The 16,010-nt window shown below is 73.9% G+C and carries 16 protein-coding genes and 1 riboswitch; of the genes, 9 read left to right on the top strand and 7 right to left on the bottom strand.

Annotated elements, in window-relative coordinates:
- Positions 1-75: 75 nt before the first annotated feature.
- Positions 76-450 (bottom strand): hypothetical protein, encoded by a 375-nt coding sequence (locus Q6349_RS14060; RefSeq protein ID WP_304604609.1) that lies wholly within the window; start codon positions 448-450, stop codon positions 76-78.
- Between the two features lie 213 nt (positions 451-663).
- Between Q6349_RS14060 and pgi the strand changes: the two genes are divergently transcribed.
- The 8 genes from pgi to Q6349_RS14100 all read left to right on the top strand — a co-directional run bounded on the left by pgi (position 664) and on the right by Q6349_RS14100 (position 9,128).
- Complete coding sequence (gene pgi / locus Q6349_RS14065; protein ID WP_304604610.1) at positions 664-2,373, top strand: glucose-6-phosphate isomerase; 1,710 nt, start codon at positions 664-666, stop codon at positions 2,371-2,373.
- 91 nt (positions 2,374-2,464) lie between these two features.
- Positions 2,465-3,295, top strand: coding sequence for an STAS domain-containing protein (locus Q6349_RS14070; protein WP_171248391.1), 831 nt, complete (start codon positions 2,465-2,467; stop codon positions 3,293-3,295).
- Positions 3,292-3,693, top strand: coding sequence for an STAS domain-containing protein (locus tag Q6349_RS14075; RefSeq protein ID WP_304604611.1), 402 nt, complete (start codon positions 3,292-3,294; stop codon positions 3,691-3,693). The genes Q6349_RS14070 and Q6349_RS14075 overlap by 4 nt, the downstream gene beginning before the upstream one ends.
- On the top strand, positions 3,690-4,106 hold the full coding sequence (locus tag Q6349_RS14080) for an ATP-binding protein (protein WP_304604612.1): 417 nt from the start codon (positions 3,690-3,692) through the stop codon (positions 4,104-4,106). Before Q6349_RS14075 ends, Q6349_RS14080 begins: the two co-directional genes overlap by 4 nt.
- A 32-nt stretch (positions 4,107-4,138) precedes the next feature.
- Complete coding sequence (locus Q6349_RS14085; protein WP_304604613.1) at positions 4,139-5,161, top strand: SpoIIE family protein phosphatase; 1,023 nt, start codon at positions 4,139-4,141, stop codon at positions 5,159-5,161.
- Positions 5,162-5,169: 8 nt separating this feature from the next.
- Entirely contained in the window at positions 5,170-6,405 is a 1,236-nt protein-coding gene (locus Q6349_RS14090) for a HAMP domain-containing sensor histidine kinase (protein ID WP_304604614.1), read from the top strand.
- The gene (locus Q6349_RS14095) at positions 6,402-8,006 is read left to right on the top strand and encodes a SpoIIE family protein phosphatase (protein ID WP_304604615.1); all 1,605 of its coding nucleotides are present in this window, start codon (positions 6,402-6,404) and stop codon (positions 8,004-8,006) included. Before Q6349_RS14090 ends, Q6349_RS14095 begins: the two co-directional genes overlap by 4 nt.
- Before the next feature lie 9 nt (positions 8,007-8,015).
- Positions 8,016-9,128, top strand: a complete 1,113-nt coding sequence (locus Q6349_RS14100; RefSeq protein WP_304604616.1) for a PrsW family intramembrane metalloprotease — start codon at positions 8,016-8,018, stop codon at positions 9,126-9,128.
- A gap of 46 nt (positions 9,129-9,174) precedes the next feature.
- Here the strand turns inward: Q6349_RS14100 and Q6349_RS14105 are convergent, their stop codons facing one another.
- Genes Q6349_RS14105 through Q6349_RS14115 form a run of 3 tightly spaced genes read right to left on the bottom strand, consistent with a single transcriptional unit; the run spans position 9,175 to position 12,757 of the window.
- Positions 9,175-9,921, bottom strand: a complete 747-nt coding sequence (locus Q6349_RS14105; protein ID WP_369810848.1) for an ABC transporter ATP-binding protein — start codon at positions 9,919-9,921, stop codon at positions 9,175-9,177.
- Entirely contained in the window at positions 9,921-11,657 is a 1,737-nt protein-coding gene (locus tag Q6349_RS14110; protein WP_370375404.1) for an ABC transporter permease, read from the bottom strand. Before Q6349_RS14110 ends, Q6349_RS14105 begins: the two co-directional genes overlap by 1 nt.
- On the bottom strand, positions 11,654-12,757 hold the full coding sequence (locus Q6349_RS14115) for a thiamine ABC transporter substrate binding subunit (RefSeq protein WP_304604617.1): 1,104 nt from the start codon (positions 12,755-12,757) through the stop codon (positions 11,654-11,656). The genes Q6349_RS14110 and Q6349_RS14115 overlap by 4 nt, the downstream gene beginning before the upstream one ends.
- Before the next feature lie 57 nt (positions 12,758-12,814).
- Positions 12,815-12,918, bottom strand: a riboswitch (TPP riboswitch).
- A 106-nt stretch (positions 12,919-13,024) separates the two neighbouring features.
- Between Q6349_RS14115 and Q6349_RS14120 the strand changes: the two genes are divergently transcribed.
- Positions 13,025-13,309, top strand: coding sequence for a DUF4235 domain-containing protein (locus Q6349_RS14120; RefSeq protein WP_304604618.1), 285 nt, complete (start codon positions 13,025-13,027; stop codon positions 13,307-13,309).
- An 89-nt stretch (positions 13,310-13,398) separates the two neighbouring features.
- Here Q6349_RS14120 and Q6349_RS14125 read toward each other — a convergent pair whose 3' ends face one another.
- From Q6349_RS14125 to Q6349_RS14135, 3 genes are all read right to left on the bottom strand, one after another.
- Positions 13,399-14,127 (bottom strand): PAS domain-containing protein, encoded by a 729-nt coding sequence (locus tag Q6349_RS14125; RefSeq protein WP_304604619.1) that lies wholly within the window; start codon positions 14,125-14,127, stop codon positions 13,399-13,401.
- Between the two features lie 106 nt (positions 14,128-14,233).
- Positions 14,234-15,145, bottom strand: a complete 912-nt coding sequence (locus Q6349_RS14130) for a sulfite exporter TauE/SafE family protein (RefSeq protein ID WP_304604620.1) — start codon at positions 15,143-15,145, stop codon at positions 14,234-14,236.
- 129 nt (positions 15,146-15,274) lie between these two features.
- Positions 15,275-15,733: an Rrf2 family transcriptional regulator gene (locus tag Q6349_RS14135; protein ID WP_171248401.1), complete on the bottom strand. Its 459-nt coding sequence runs from the start codon at positions 15,731-15,733 to the stop codon at positions 15,275-15,277.
- Between the last annotated feature and the right edge of the window lie 277 nt (positions 15,734-16,010).

Consider the following 16,010-nt stretch of genomic DNA (forward strand, 5'->3'; position numbering starts at 1 on the left):
CATCCTCGCCAGAACCGGCGCGGAGCGCGCGCTCACCGCTCCGGTCGGCGATCCCCACCAGGACCGGCACGGTGCTCAGTCGTCGGAATCGGCCGAGTCCGCGCTCTGCACGTGCTGCGGGGAGGGCGAGGCGGTCTCCGCGCTGCGGGCGCTCTGCGTCGAGGGGTCGTCGGGCGAGTCGGAGGTGTCGACGGCGGTGGTCGGAGAGTCGGAGGACTCCGGGGACGGGTCGCTGACGTCGGTCGACGCGGGACCGGTCGAGCCCGACGACTCGTCGACGGACGACTCGTCGGTCGCGCCCTCCTCCGGGCCGTCCAGCGTGACGGCGTCGACGCCCCCGGACGGGTCGTCCTGGTCGCTCGTCCCGACGGCGGCGGCGCCCGCGACGCCCATGCCCAGGGCCGCGGCGGTGCCGACGACGATCCAACGCTTCTTCACGGACGGTCTCATGGCTGCTCCCTCGAACGGTGACGGCATCCGCTGCCTGCGGACGTGCACCATCCTTCGGCGCCGGCATGAGACCTCGCGGAGACGAGCATGAGAGTCCTCTCATCCTCCGGGCGCGACCCGCCGAGGGCCGGACGGGCCGTCGCCGTGGGCACGGGCCTCCCGGACCGCGGACCGGGCGCGCAGACGCTCGTCGCGGTCATTACGGTAGGCCTCATGACGACCTCTCCTGTCGACGCCACCACCACGCCCGCCTGGGGCGAGCTGCTCCGCCACCACCAGGAGTTCCGCGGGGACCTGCGCGGCTGGTTCGCCGCCGATCCCGGCCGCGCCGAGCGGTTCAGCCACACCACCGGGGACCTGCTGGTCGACCTGTCGAAGAACCTGGCGACCGACGAGACGTTCGACCTCCTCGTCCGTCTCGCGCACGAGGTGAACCTGCCCGAACGCATCGAGGCCATGTTCACCGGCGAGCACATCAACGTGACCGAGGACCGTGCCGTGCTGCACACCGCGCTGCGCCGGGCCCCCGGGACGCAGCCGTCGCTCGTCGTCGACGGCCAGGACGTGGACGCCGACGTCGCCCGTGAGCTCGACAAGGTGGGGGCGTTCGCGGAGCAGGTGCGCTCCGGGGAGTGGAGCGGCGTCACCGGCAAGCCGGTCCGGACGGTCGTCAACATCGGCATCGGCGGCTCCGACCTCGGCCCGGTCATGGTCTACGAGGCGCTCAAGCCCTACGGGCGCGAGGACCTCGAGGTCCGGTTCGTCTCGAACATCGACCCCACCGACCTGGCGCAGAAGACCGCCGACCTGGACCCCGAGACGACGCTGTTCATCGTGGCGTCCAAGACGTTCGGCACCCTGGAGACCCTCACCAACGCCCGCCTGGCCCGGGCCTGGCTGTGGGAGCGTCTGCACGCGGTCGGCGCCATCGAGGACGACCACGACGCGAAGCAGGCCGCGGTCCGCGCCCACTTCGTCGCCGTCTCCACCGCGCTGGACAAGGTCGAGGCGTTCGGCATCGACCCCGCCAACGCGTTCGGCTTCTGGGACTGGGTCGGCGGTCGGTACTCGGTCGACTCCGCCATCGGCACCTCGCTCGCCGTCGCCTTCGGCCCGGAGGTCTTCCGGGAGCTGCTCGCCGGCTTCCACACCGTCGACGAGCACTTCCGCACGACGCCGCTCGAGCGGAACGTGCCCGCGCTGATGGGGTTGCTCAACGTCTGGTACACGAACTTCCTTGGCGCCCACACCCACGCGGTGCTCCCCTACGCCCAGCAGCTCCACCGCTTCCCCGCCTACCTGCAGCAGCTCACGATGGAGTCCAACGGCAAGTCGGTGCGCTGGGACGGGTCGCCGGTCACGACGCAGACCGGCGAGGTCTTCTGGGGCGAGCCGGGGACGAACGGCCAGCACGCCTTCTACCAGCTCATCCACCAGGGCACCCGGACCGTGCCGGCCGACTTCGTCGCGTTCGCGACCCCCGCCTACCCGCTGGTCGACGCGGTCGGTGACGGCAAGGCGGTGGCGCCGGGCGCGGACGTGCACGAGCTGTTCCTGGCGAACTTCTTCGCCCAGACCAAGGCCCTCGCGTTCGGCAAGACGGCCGACGAGGTGCGGGCCGACGGCACCGCCGAGGAGCTGGTCAGCGCCCGGACCTTCTCCGGCAACCGTCCGACGACCTCGATCATGGCGCCGGCGCTCACGCCGTCCGTCCTGGGTCAGCTCGTCGCGCTGTACGAGCACATCACCTTCGTCCAGGGCGTCGTGTGGGGCATCGACTCCTTCGACCAGTGGGGCGTCGAGCTCGGCAAGAAGCTGGCCCTGGAGGTCGCCCCGGCCGTGTCCGGGGACGACGCCGCCCTGGCGGAACAGGACTCCTCGACCCGCCGGCTGGTGGAGTTCTACCGGACACACCGGGCCTGACCTGCGGCGACGCGAACCGGTGGGTCGCGGGGGCGTTCTGCTCCTACACTGTCTCCGCGATCCACCCTCGCGCCGCCCGAAAGGAGCCCACGTGCCGACTGCCCGGAGTGCCCAGCTCTCCACGATCCTCACGGACCACGCCGAGGCCGTCCGCGCCGCGTGGCTCGACGCGTCGAGCGTCGAGCTGCGGGGCCGCAGCACCCGCGGCGAGCTCGAGCGCGAGCAGTCGGACATCTACGACGCGCTCGTGGAGGGGCTGCGCGACGGCGGCTCCGAGCTGGGCGACGCGGCGTTCGACCAGCTGCGGGGCATCCTGGCCGACGTCTCCGGTGCTCGCGCCCGCCTGGGGTTCACCCCCCGGGAGACGGCGATGGCGGTGTTCGCGCTCAAGGAGGGCCTGTACAGCCTGGTCGACGACGACGTCCGCGCGCACCTGACGCCGCTGATGCGGCTGGTGGACGACCTCGGCCTGTACACGTTCGAGAACTACGCGGACGCCCGCGAGGCGATCATCACCGAGCAGGCGGAGCAGCTCATGGAGCTGTCCACCCCGGTGGTGAAGCTGTGGGAGGGCATCGTCGCGGTGCCGCTGGTGGGCACCCTCGACTCGGCCCGCACGCAGGTCGTCATGGAGAAGCTCCTCAACACCCTCGTCGAGACGGGCAGCGAGCACGCGATCATCGACATCACGGGTGTGCCGGCGGTCGACACCCAGGTCGCCCAGCACCTGCTCAAGACGGTCGTGGCGGCGCGCCTCATGGGCGCCCAGTGCACGATCAGCGGCATCCGGCCGCAGATCGCCCAGACGATCGTGGCCCTCGGTATCGAGTTCGGCGACATCCGCACCCGCGCGTCCCTGGCCGACGCCCTGGTCGACGCGCTGCGCGAGAAGAAGCGACCGACCAGCGAGGTGCGCGGGTGAACGAGGTCCCGATCCTCAAGATCGGGTCGACGCTGCTGGTGTCGATCCAGGTCGAGCTGCAGGACGACACCGTGCTCCAGCTCCAGGAGGACCTCGCCGCCCGGATCACCCGGACCGGTGCGCGGGGCGTCATCATCGACATCTCCGGCCTGGAGATCGTCGACAGCTTCATCGGCCGCATGCTGGCCTCCGTCGCCGCCGTCTCGCGGGTGCTGGACGCCCGCACCGTCGTCGTCGGGATGCGTCCCGCCGTCGCGATCACCATGGTCGAGCTCGGGCTGGGGCTGCACGGGGTGCAGACGGCGCTCGACGTCGACCGCGGTCTGGCCCTGCTCAGTCCCGACAGCGTGGCGGCCGAAGACGTCCTCCTCGCGGCCGTCGAACGCGACGCCGGATGACCACGACCTCTCCCACCACCGGCACCCGACAACCGGTTCGCGACGACTCGGACGTGGTCCGGGTCCGCCAGGCCGTGCGACGGCTCGCCCAGCAGGCGCGGCTGTCCCTGGTCGACCAGACGAAGCTCGTCACCGCGGCGAGCGAGCTCGCGCGCAACACCCTGGTGCACGGCGGCGGCGGCGAGGCCGAGGTCGAGCTGGTCACGAGCGGGCGGCGCACCGGTGTCCGTGCCGTCTTCTCGGACCAGGGCCCCGGCATCGCCGACCTCGACCTCGCGCTCACCGACGGCTGGACCAGCGGCGGCGGGCTCGGGCTGGGGCTGTCGGGGTCGCGTCGTCTGGTCGAGCACTTCGCGATCGACACGACGCCCGGGGTCGGGACCCGCGTCGAGATCGCGGCCTGGGCGCGATGACCGGCGTCGTCGATCCGGACGAGCCACGCAGTGTGCTCGAGAGTGGCGCCTGGTACACGGTCGACCACCCGTCGGCCGTCGGCCGGGTGCGCCGCGCGGCGGTGACGACCGCGATCCGGCTCGGGCACGACGAGAGCCGTGCCGCCGAGGTCGGGCTCGTCGTGTCCGAGCTGGCCACGAACCAGACCCGCCACGCGGGCTCCGGCCGCATGCTGCTCGCGGTCGACCGGACGGACGGGTGCGCCCGCCTGACGGTGCTCGCCGTCGACTCGGGGCCGGGCATGCGCGACGTCGCGGCGGCGATGCGGGACGGTGTCTCCTCGCGGGGCACCCTCGGCATCGGTCTGGGCACGCTGCCCCGGCTGGCGGGCTCGTGGGACGCGTGGTCGGCCCCCGGCGCCGGGACCGTCGTGTCCGCCGCGTTCGACGCGCGCCGTCCCGTCGCCGGCGACGAGCGTCCGGCGTCCACCGCCGGCGCCCCGAGCGGCATCACCCGCGCCATGACGGGTCAGCAGGTCTGCGGTGACGCGTTCGCGGTCCGCGTGGACGACGGCGCGTCGAGCGTGCTGGTCGCCGACGGGCTGGGTCACGGCCCGCTCGCGGCGGCGGCCTCGCAGGCCGCCGTCCGGGCCTTCCGCGCGGCTCCCGCGGCCGGCCCCGCGATCCTCCTCGAGCGGGTGCACCGTGCCCTGGCGGGCACGCGCGGCGCCGCCGTGGCGGTGGTGCAGCAGATCGGCTCCACCCTGCGCCACGCCGGCATCGGCAACATCGCCGGGGCGATCCACGGCACCCGCACCCGCAGCCTGCTGAGCCCCCCGGGCATCGGCGGGTCGCGCTCCCCCGCGATCTCGGAGACGACGCACGCCGTCAGCGAGGGCGACGTCGTCACCCTGTACTCCGACGGACTGACCGACCGGGTCAACCTCGTGGACTACCCCGGTCTGCTGCTGCGCTCCGCGACCGTCGTCGCCGGCGTGATCATGCGCGACTTCGCCGTCCGGCGCGACGACGCCTGCGTGGTGGTCCTGCCCGTCCGAGGGGCCACACGGCCATGAGCGGGGCGGTGGAGGCCGCAGCTCTGCAGCGTCGGCTGGCCCGGCTCGAGCAGGCGCACGAGGCACTGACGGCCCAGTACGAACAGCTCTCGGCCGAGCTGGAGGAGACGAACTCCGGCGTGGTCGCGCTCTACGCCGAGCTGGACGAGCGCGGCCGCCAGCTCGCCGCGGCGAACGAGGCCAAGTCGCGGTTCCTGCGCAACGTGAGCCACGAGCTGAGGAGCCCGGTCAACTCGATCATCGGCCTGGCGGGACTGCTCGCCGAGTCGTCGCTGGACGACGACCAGGCCCAGCAGGTCCGGTTCGTGCGCGACAGCGCCGACACGCTGCTGACCCTCGTGGACGAGCTCCTGGAGCTGGCGCGCGCCGAGGCCGGGCACCAGGACGTCCACCCCGCCCCGTTCGACATGGCCGAGCTCCTCGCCGAGCTGGAGGGCACCACGCGCCCGCTGGTCCGGGACGGCGTCGAGCTCGTCGTCGACCGGCCGGGCGTGCCCGTGCTGTGCAGCGACCGGCGCCTCGTGGCGCGTATGCTCCGCAACCTGCTGACCAACGCGGTGAAGTTCACCGAGCGCGGGTCGGTGCACCTGGTCGTCACGCCCACGGCCGACGGCGCGCGGTGCGAGGTCCGGGACACGGGGCTGGGCGTGCCCGCGGACCAGCTCGACGCGATCTTCGAGGAGTTCGTCCAGGTGCCCCACCACCTGCAGCCGGGCGCGCGGGGGACGGGTCTGGGGCTGCCGTACGCGCGGCGCACCGCCGAGGCGCTCGGCGGCAGCCTCACCGCGACCTCGACGCTCGGCGAGGGGAGCGTCTTCACGCTCACCCTGCCCTCGCTGGAGGACGCCGCCGGGGCGGACGCCCCCGCCGGTGCCCGCAGCGGTCGCGTCGGCCACGTCCTCGTCGTGGACGACGACCACGCCTTCGGCTCCTCGGTCGCCGGTCTGCTCCGCGACGAGGCGACACGGGTCAGCGTCGCCCACGACGCCGGCACGGCCCTGGCGATGCTGCAGGACGACGTCGACGCCGTCGTCCTGGACGTGCGCATGCCGGACACGACCGGCACGGCGCTGCTGGCTCGGATGCTGGACGAACGGCCGGGCCTGGCAGCCGTCCTGATGTCGAGCGGACCGAGCCCCGCCCCCGGCCCGTGGACGCGCACGGCGCGGTTCCTGCCGAAGGACCGGATCGACCGTGCCGCACTCGTCGCGGCACTCGACACCGAAGGGACAGCAGGACCGTGATCGAGGAGAACGGACGGCGACGGGTGCTCGTCGTCGACGACACCCACGCCCACCGCTACCTCATGGCCACCTGGCTGCGCGCCGCCGGCTACGCGGTGGCGGAGGCCGCCACCGGGAGCGAGGCGCTGCAGCGCGCCTCGGCCGAGTTCGACACCGTGGTCCTCGACGTCAACCTGCCGGACGTCTCGGGGGCGGAGGTGTGCCGGGAGCTGAAGAACAGGCCGGAGACGTCCCCCGTGCCCGTCCTGCACGTGTCGGCCACGTCGATCGACGCGGCGGCCCGCACGGCCGGGTTGCAGCACGGCGCCGACGCCTACCTGCCCGAACCCCTCGACCGTGACGAGTTCCTCGCCACCGTGGGCGCGCTGTGCCGCAGCTACGACGAGAAGCGAGGGGCGCACCGGACCGCGCAGCGGCTCGACGACCTCGGCACGGCGCTGGTCCCCCTGCACTCGGCGCGCTCCGCCGAGGAGGCGGTGGACCTCGCGGCCCGGGGCGCGTCGAGCGTCCTCGGACGTGCCGCGATCGCCATGGTGGTCGTCGATGCCGACCACGTCCTGCGCACCGTGTGCCCGGCGCCGGGCGCCCCGCTGGTCCGCGGTGCCGGCGAGACGCCCGTCCCGCCGCCGGGAGGGGTCAGCTCGGCGCTGCTGCCGAGGGACCGCGTCCCCGCGCCGTGGCGGGAGCTGCTCACGCAGGCCGGGGTGAGGCCCTCCTCGTGGTGGACCACGTGGATGCGCGACGCCCGCGGGCGGCTCGTCGGCGGCCTCGGCGTCCAGCTGGCCGACTCCGAGACCGGCCCGACGGACGACGACCGGGAGACCGTGCGACGGTTCACGCAGGCGACCGCGGTGGCGCTGGCCAACCTGCGCCTGCTCGCCGAGGAGCACCGGATCACCCGCGCCCTGCAGGACGCGCTGCTCCCGTCCGACCTCACGGTGCGCCCCGGGTTCGACGTCTCCGCCTGCTACGAGGCCTCGGACGACCTGCTGGACGTCGGAGGCGACTTCTACGACGCCTTCGACCTCCCCGACGGCCGGGTCGCGGTGGTGATCGGCGACGTCCAGGGCCACTCCCTGCACGCCGCCACCGTCATGGGCGAGCTCCGCCTGACGCTGCGCGCCTACCTGCGCGAGGGGCACGGGGCGGAACGCGCGCTGGAGCTGCTCAACGAGGTGCTGCGCACCGACCACACCGAGACCGCGACGGTGTGCGTCTGCCTCGCGGACCCGGTCACCGGCGAGGTCGAGCTGACCGACGCCGGGCACCTGCCGGCGATGCTCGTCCGCTCCGACGGCACGGCACGGCCGGTGAAGTCCACCTCCCGGCTGCTGGGGCTGCCGAGCCCGGAGAGCCGCCCGCCGTACCGCACCACGCTGGCGGTCGGTGACCTGCTGGTCCTGGCCACGGACGGACTGGTCGAGCGCCGGGACGGCTCGCTGCGCGACGGCCTGGCCCGGCTCCGGACCGCCGCCGCGCAGATCCCCGGGACCTGCCCCGACGACGCGTGCCAGCACCTGCTCGACGCCTTCGACGACGGCGCGCGCGAGGACGACGTGGCCGTGGTGATCGTGCGCCGCACGAGCGGGGCCGCTCAGTAGGGTCAGGGCATGCCACCCCTGGAGCCACGGGCGATCCTGGCCGGCAGGCCCACCGCCCGGCCGTCGGTGGGGGTCGTCGTCACGGTGGCCACGTCCTCCCTGTGCCTGGCGGTGGCTCTCGCCCTGCTGCTGCGGGACGGTGCGGACGGCTTGGTCACGGCGGTCGTCCTGGCGCTCGTCCCCCTGCCGCTGCTGCTCGCCGGGGTCCTCGCGCTCGACCGCCTCGAGCCCGAACCCCCCGACGTCCTCGTCGCCGCGTTCGGCTGGGGTGCGGGCGTCGCCGTCCTGCTCGCCACGCTCCTCAACACCGCCGGGCTGGACCTCGTGTGGCGGCCGATGCTCGGCGCCGAGCTCGGCCGGTACGCCACGGCGTCCCTCACCGCCCCGGTCGTCGAGGAGCTGGCGAAGGGCGCGGTGCTCGTGGGGCTGCTCTGGTTCAGGCGTCACGAGCTCAACGGCCCCACCGACGGCATCATCTACGGCTCCACGGTGGCGCTGGGCTTCGCCACCGTGGAGAACATCAGCTACTACGCCACCGCTCCGGCCGGGACGCTGGCGGGGACCTTCGTCGTGCGCGGGATCGTCTCCCCGCTGCTGCACCCCCTGTGCACGTCCCTGATCGGCGTGGGCGTGGCCGCGGCGGCCCTGCGCCGGCCCGGACGGCGTGCGCTGCCCGTCGTGGCCGGCGTGGCCGGGGCGACCGCGCTGCACGCCCTGTGGAACGCCTCGACGGCGGCGGGTGCTCTCGGTCTCGGGGTCGCGTACCTGCTGGGCGCCGGCGTGCTGGTGGCGCTCGGCGTCGTGCTGCACCGCGACCGCCGTCGGATCGTCGGCCTGGTGCGCCGGCACCTGCCCCGCTACCAGGAGCTCGGCGTGATCGGCACGGGCGACCTGCGGATGCTGTCGTCGCTGCGGGCACGGCAGCGGGCCCGCGAGCAGGTCCGCGGTGCCCTCGGCCGGGGCGCGGCGCGGGCCCTGGCGGACTACCAGCAGGCCGCCACCGAGCTGGCGATGCTGCACCGCCGGTACGACCTGGGCCTGGTGGACGACGACGCGTTCGTGGCCCGCCGCGACCCGCTGCTGCTGCTCATGGGGCACGCACGGGTCGTCTTCGCGCGCTGACGGAGGGCTGCGGCCCACGGTCTACGGCAGGGCCCACCGGCGACGGTCAGGGGAGCTCGAGCCCGAGGAACTCCGCGACCCGCGCCGAGGCGGGTGCGGCGCGGAGCCGCTCCGGGGTGTCGGCCTGCAGCAGCCGCCCTGCGTCCATCACGGCGACCCGGTCGGCCACCGTGAAGGCCTCGGCGTGGTCGTGGGTGACGAACACCGCCGTCGTGCGGGTCGCCCGCAGCGTGTCGCGCACGTCGATCGCGAGCTTCTCGCGCAGCTGCCGGTCCAGGGCGGACAGCGGCTCGTCGAGCAGCAGCAGCCGCGGCCGCGGGGCCAGGGCCCGGGCCAGCGCGACCCGCTGCTTCTCCCCGCCGGACAGCGTCGACACGGCCCGCCGCGCGTACCCGGCCAGCCCGACGTCCGCGAGCAGCTCGGCCACCCGGTCGCGCCGCTGCGCCGCGGGGATCCCCTGCATCTCCAGCCCGTAGGCGACGTTCCGGCCCACGTCCCGGTGCGGGAACAGCTGACCGTCCTGGAACAGCAGGCCGAACCCGCGCCGGTGCACCGGCACCCGGGCCAGGTCCTGCCCCGCGAACGACACCGACCCCGCCACCAGCGGCTCCAGCCCCGCGACCGCGCGCAGCAGCGACGACTTGCCGCAGCCGCTCGGCCCGAGCAGCGCCAGGACCTCGCCCGTCGCGACGTCGAGCGACACGTGGTCGACCGCCGTCGTGCCCGCCTCGTGCCGCGTGCCCTCGTAGCGCACGACGACGTCACGGACGCTCAGGCCCTCGGCCCCGGACATCAGAACTCCCCTCCGCCCGCGTCACCGCGCAGGCGTTCCGCCACCATCATGACCGTCGCGGTGAGCACGGCCAGCACCACGGACGCCGCGAGCGCCATCCCGTAGTTCTCCGCCCCGGGCCGGCCGATGAGCCGGAAGATGACGACCGGCAGCGTCGCCGCGTCGGGCCGGGCGAGGAACGACGTCGCGCCGAACTCGCCCAGCGACACCGCGAACGCGAACCCGACGGCCAGCCCGAGGGACCGGGCGGTCAGGGGGCCGTCGACGGTTCGCAGCACCCGGCCCGGGGCGGCACCCAGGGTGGCGGCGACCTCGCGCAGCCGCGGGTCGATCGCCCGCACCACGGGCAGCACGGTGCGGACCACGAGCGGGATCGCGACGACCGCCTGCGCGATCGGCACGAGCAGGCCCGACGTCCGCAGGTCGACGTCGAGCCCGAGCGGCCGGTCCAGGGTGATGAGGAACCCGAACCCGACGGTCACCGCGGAGACCCCGAGGGGCAGCATGAACGCGGCGTCCAGCGCCCCGACGGCCCGGCGCAGCCCGGCCGACCGGGGACGGCGCGAGACGACCAGGGCCACGAGCCCGCCGACGACGACGGCGATGAGGGCGGCCAGCACGGCCGTGCGCAGCGAGTTCGCCGTCGCCTCCCACACGGTGACGGACAGCGCGTTGCGGCCCCCGGTCGTGCCGAGGGCGACGTAGTTGTCGAACCCCCAGGTGCCGTCGGGCGTCCGCAGCGAGCGGGCGACCAGACCCGCGAGCGGCACGACGACCAGCAGGCCGACGACGGCGACGGTCGCGGCCGCCGGGACGGCGTCGCTGGCCCGTCGCCAGGAGAAGCGGTGCGCCGCAGACCGGTCGCTGGTCAGGTGCAGCGCGCGCTCGCGGCGGGCACGCAGCCGGGCGCTGACGAGCAGTGCTCCGGTGACGACCACGAGCTGCAGGATGCTGAGCACGGCGGCGGCGCGCAGGTCGAGGAACTGGGTGGTGCGGATCCAGATCTCGGTCTCGATCGTGCCGTACCGCATGCCCCCGAGCACCAGGACGACGCCGAACGCCGTCGAGCAGAACAGGAAGACCACGGCGGCCGCGGACGCGATCGCGGGCCCCAGCGCCGGCAGGGTGACCGTGCGGAAGGCCCGCCACGGGCTCGCGCCGAGGGAGCGGGCCGCCTGCTCCGCCCGCGGGTCGAGCCGCTCCCACAGCCCGCCCACGGTGCGCACGACGACGGCGTAGTTGAAGAACACCAGGGCCACGACGACCCCGGCGAAGGACTCCTCGATGCCGAGCCACCCGAAGGTGCCGCCCGGGGCGAACAGCGCCCGGAAGGCCACGCCGACCACGACGGTCGGCAGCACGAACGGCACGGTCACCAGGCCGCGTGCCAGCGCCCGGCCCGGGAACCGGCACCGGTAGAGCACGTAGGCGCCGGGCAGCCCGAGCAGGACGGCCAGGACCGTGCCGACGGACGCCTGGGCGAGGGTCTGCCCGACGACGCGCCACGTGCGGGGCTGGGACAGGACCTCCGCGAACCCGGACAGGTCGAGCGCGCGAGTGCCGCCGTCGTCGGTGAAGAACCCCTGGACGACGAGCGCCGCCACGGGCCACGCGAAGAACACCCCGAGGAACAGCAGGGGCAGGCCCGCGGCGAGGACCCACCACAGCCAGGTCCCCGGGGCGGGCCGACGGCGGGGCGGCCGCAGGGACGCCCCGCCGCTGGTGGAGGGCGTCACCCGATGACCGTGGCCGTCCACTGCTCGATCCACTCGTCACGGTGCGCGGCGATCTCGTCCGGCGCGACGTCGAACGGTTCCTCGGCGAGGGGGGCGAACTGCTCCCACTCGGCCGGCAGCTCGACGGTGTCGTCGGCCGGGTACATGTACATGTTGGCGGGGATGTCGGCCTGCACCTCGGCGGAGGCGAGGAAGTCCACCAGGGCCCGGGCGCCGTCGGGGTTGTCGGTGCCGGCGAGGACGCCGGCGTACTCGACCTGGCGGAAGCAGGTGTCCAGCAGCGCCTCGGTGGTGCTCTCGCTGCCGTCCTCGGTCACGGTGAAGGCCGGAGAGGTGGCGTAGGAGAGCACGATCGGCCGCTCACCGCCCTCGCCGGCCCCGGAGAAGTCGACGTAGTAGGCGTCCGACCAGCCGTCGGTGACCTTGAGACCGTTGTCCGAGAGGTCGGCCCAGTACTGCTGCCAGCCGTCCTCCCCGAAGGCGTCGACGGTGGCGAGCAGGAACGCGAAGCCGGGCGACGAGGTCGCCGGGTTGGTCACGACCGTCAGGTCCTCGTACGCGGGGTCGGTCAGGTCCTCGAGGGTGCTCGGCGGCTCGACGCCCTCGGCCTCGAACCAGGTGGTGTCGACGTTGAGGCAGACGTCGCCCTTGTCGATCGGGGTGAGCCCCTCGAGCGCCGGGTCGACGAGCCCGGTCGCGGACGGGTCGAGGTCGGCCGGCGTGTACGGCTCGAAGACGTCGGCCTCGACGGCACGCGAGGCGAAGGTGTTGTCCACGCCGTAGACGACGTCGCCGAGCGGGCTGTCGGCCGTGAGCACGAGCTGGTTGACCAAGGTGCCGGCGTCGCCGGCGGCGACCTGCTCGACGGTGAGCCCGGTCTCCTCCTCGAACGACTCCAGGACCCCCTCGCTCAGGGCGAAGGAGTCGTGCGTGACGAGCGTGACGGTACCGGACAGCTCCGGCGTGGCGCTCGCGTCGGCGGAGCCCGCGGAGCTGCTGGGCGCTGCTCCGGGGGACTCCTCGCCGCCGCAGGCGGCCAGCGCGGGCAGCAGCGCGACGACGGCGGTGGTCGCGACGGTGCGACGGAGACGATGACTCATGTGTCCTCCTCAGACGTTCGAGAAGGGGGTCCGCCGCTCGGAGGGTCCGAGGCGACGGGATCGAGAAGCCCGACTTCCTCCACCGGTGCTAACCGGATCAGGTTCGAGGGTCTGCGGTGGTCCGCACTCTCAGCGCCGATGGCGCTCCCCTGTCGTTCCCCCCGAGCCTACACACCTCGAGCACGCTACGGTGGTGGCGTCCGTGGCGCGGACCTCCCGACGGAGTCCGTCCGTGACCGCCCGGCGCACCGAACGACTGGAGGACCCGTGGAGCTGTCCAAGAGCACCGAGCCGACGCTGGCCGTGAAGGTCGGGACGATCGCGGCGACCCTCGCCGCCGGCTGGGTGGCCCAGAAGATCATCAAGACGATCTGGGAGAAGGCCACGGGCAAGGAAGCCCCGATCGACCTGGACGCGGACGACATCCCGATCGTCCAGGCGATCACGTTCGCCGCCGTCACGGGTGGCGCCGCGGTGATGGCCCGCCGGCTCGCGAAGCAGGGAGTCGTCAAGGCGGTCGACCGCCGCGCCAAGAAGATCTCGACGGTCTGAGTCCCGGACTCGCGGGGCGGCTCGTTCGCCCCGCGAGCGGTCGGACGGTGACCGGCGCGCCTCGCGAGAGGTCGGACCGGTACCGGTGCTCAGCGCCGGGTGCTCTGACGTCGACGGGCCAGCTGGGCCTCGTGCCCGTGCGGGCGGTCCACGCTGTGGACCGCGTCGAGCGCGGCCTGCAGCCGGTCGTCAGGCTCTCCACGGGACGTGCGGAGCTCGCTGACGACCTGTGACGCCGCTGACTGCATCGGGATCCCGGCTCGTGCGGCGACCTCGCCGAGCAGGTCCGTGGCGTCGGCCTCGTCCAGGCCCCGCACGATCATGAGGGCACCCTTGACCTGTTCGACGGCGGCGGCGGAGACCATCGCCCGCCCGACGGCACGGTGGGACTCGCGGTCCAGCACCTCGCGAGCGACCGGGCTGACGTCCAGCACGTACCCGCCCACCCGGGCGATGGCCCCGTCCTCGTCCAGCTGCCCCCGACCCGTGACGACGACCGTACGTGCCTTGCCGTGCGGGTCGATGATGCGGTGGGCGCTGCTGAACGGCCGCCCGGCCCGCAGGGACACGATCGCCGTCCGCGACACGCGCGCCCGGTCGTCCGGGTGGGTCCGCGCCCGGATGATGTCCACGGTGGGTGTGAGATCGCCGGGCTCCGACCCGTACATCCGGTAGACCTCGTCGGACCACCACACGGCACCGGAGGGCGCGTCGATCCGGTACTGACCCACGACGAGCTGGGTCCCGGTGGAGAGTGCGTCGGTCACCGATGAGAGCGCGGAACTCTTCATGATCCGCGACGACGACAGCGAACTCATGTGTTCTCCTCCCGACGATCTCACCGGGCCGGGCCGGGCCGGTGTGGCCCACCGTACTCCGCGGAGTCACGAGCGCCACCTGGGCGGACGTCTTCACCCGCGGGTTTCACCCGCCGACGCTGTGCGCGTCCTGGGTCGTCGTCCGGGCCATGGTCACCGACTGCTCGCGGCGGTGCGCCCGCACGGACCACGCGACCGCCGCGGCCCAGAGCACGACGACGGCGGCGAGGACCACCGTCGTCCAGGCCGGCGCGAGGTCGACCGTGGCGAGCAGGGTCCGGCTGTTGGTGAGCACGATGACGCCACCGACCGCCGATCCGAGCACCCGGGGCGGCACGAGCCGGACCAACCAGGCCGCGACCGGCGCGGCGACGAGGCCGCCCAGCAGCAGGGCGGTGGCCCACATCGGGTCGATCCCCGCCGTCCCGAGGCCCACGAAGAAGCCCAGGCTGGCCGCCACGGCGACGAAGAACTCGCTGGTGTCGATCGAACCGATGACCTTGCGGGGCTCCAGGCGTCCGCTGGCGAGGATCGCCGGCGTCCCGACCGGCCCCCAGCCGCCACCACCGGTGGCGTCGAGGAAGCCGCCGACCAGGCCGAGGGGCGCGAGGAAGCGGCGACGCAGCGGCTGGCCGATCTTGTCGGTGCGCAGGCCGCGGAACGTGAACCGGGACAGCACGTACACGCCGAGCGCGAGCAGCAGCACCGACATGACCGGCTTGGCGAGATCGGTCGACAGCCACGACAGGAACGTCGCCCCGGCGAACGCGCCGATCGCCCCCGGCACGCCGATGCGCGCGACGACGCGCCAGTCCACGTTGCCGAACCGCCAGTGCGACGCCCCCGACGCGAGCGTGGTCCCGATCTCCGCGAGGTGCACCGTGGCCGACGCCGCGGCAGGGTTGGTCCCGATCGCCAGGAGCAGCGTCGTCGACGTGACGCCGTAGGCCATGCCCAGGCTGCCGTCGACGAGCTGAGCCCCCAGGCCCACGAGAGCGAGCAGCACCAGTGTCTGCATCACGAGTCCCTCCGTCCGTGCGTGGTCGGCGACCCCGCTGAAGTGACTATATCCGATCGGGCTAGTCGGGTTTAACGACGCGCAACATCCTGGTCGGATCTGCGTCGCCGGACCCGGAGGGGGCCGCGATCAGGGGTTCTGCCAGGCGGAGTCGCTGGACGTCAACGACCGGATCTCGTCCGGGAGGGATCCCGCCGCCAGGTCGGACACGGTGACCTCCTCCAGGACACGCCGCACGCTGGCCCGCAGGGCCACCCAGACGTGCAGGAGGTCGGCGGCGGCCCCCTCGTAGTCCAGGTCGGCGGGACGCTCGTCGCGGACGAACACCAGCGGGCCGTCGACGGCCCGCACGACGTCCGCCACCGTCACCTGGTCGGCGGGTCGTGCCAGGACGTAGCCACCCCGCGCGCCCCGGCGGCTGGCCACGATGCCCTCGCGGCGCAGGTCACGCAGGATCGACTCGAGGAAGCGGTGCGGGATGTGCTGCGCCTCGGCCAGCGACTCGGCGGGCACGGGTGCACCGTCGTCGCCCGCGGCGAGCTCGGCCGTCGCTCGCACCGCGTAGTCGGCCTTCGCCGAGACCCTCACCCTGGTTCCTCCCGTTCAGCAGTCCGCCCCGCACGCTCACCGCGCACCCTGCGCTCATCGTAGAGGTGGAGAGCGGGCCGTCCGCCACGGACCCGTCCGCGATGCCGGCACGCCGCCGCGGGCCGGGTGGACGCCGTCCGCGCGGTCCGCTGCGGTCTCGGGGGTTCGGTGGGGAAATGCAGCAGGCCCCCCACCTGTGGTGGGGGGCCTGCTGTGAAGGGTGTCCGGCGGCGTCCTACTCTCCCACCCCGTCTCCAGGGCAGTACCATCGGCGCTG

Source organism: Isoptericola sp. 178 (assembly GCF_030586525.1).
In the GTDB taxonomy this organism is placed as follows: Bacteria; Actinomycetota; Actinomycetes; order Actinomycetales; family Cellulomonadaceae; genus Isoptericola; species Isoptericola sediminis.